General features: G+C 18.6%; 1 protein-coding gene. It reads left to right on the top strand.

Going from position 1 to position 629, the window contains the following annotated elements; all coding sequences use genetic code 4:
• Positions 1-271 precede the first annotated feature (271 nt).
• Positions 272-532 (top strand): hypothetical protein, encoded by a 261-nt coding sequence (locus BST80_RS05345; RefSeq protein ID WP_415746296.1) that lies wholly within the window; start codon positions 272-274, stop codon positions 530-532.
• Positions 533-629 lie beyond the last annotated feature (97 nt).

The raw sequence follows: 629 nt of genomic DNA, 5'->3' as shown, positions 1-629 counted from the left end.
TATCAAATTTCATAATTTTAGATTCCTATAATTTCTATTTTAAATATATTTTATAGGAATTTTAAAATAACTAGGTTATGCAAGAAGTCTAATATATAAAAATTCGGTAAGACAAAAAAGTAAATCACATAAATCCTTCTTATTTTCTTACAAATCGTTTTTTTATTACCCTAAGGCAAATGTTTTACAATTGCATTATAAAAAAATTGATATAATTTACCTGTTAAGGTAATAAATGATAAATTTTACAACTTAGAAAGGGTAAAAAACTATGTTATTTTTAACAAATATAACAAAATCACAAGAAATTTGAAACAAAATTATTTCAATTGGAATGCCATCAACAATTGCTGTTATCGTAATTATTTTATTATGTTTAATTATTAAATATCTTAAAATTAAACGAATTATTTATAAAATTATTTTATTAGTAATTATTGCTTTAATTTGTATTGCAATTTGATATTTTAAAGATGATATCTTAGGAATTGTTTCAGAATATATTAAAATTGAAAACATAAAAACATTATAAAGCTAATAAAATAAAAATAAATTTATAAAAAGACTGATTGAAATCAGTCTTTTTAAATAGACTTCTTGCATAACCTAGTTATTTTAAAATTCCTATA

The sequence above is a fragment of the Spiroplasma sp. Moj genome (genome assembly GCF_016082285.1).
GTDB classification, from domain to species: domain Bacteria; phylum Bacillota_I; class Bacilli_A; order Mycoplasmatales; family Mycoplasmataceae; genus Spiroplasma; species Spiroplasma phoeniceum.
This window is presented reverse-complemented; position numbering and strand designations above follow the sequence as displayed.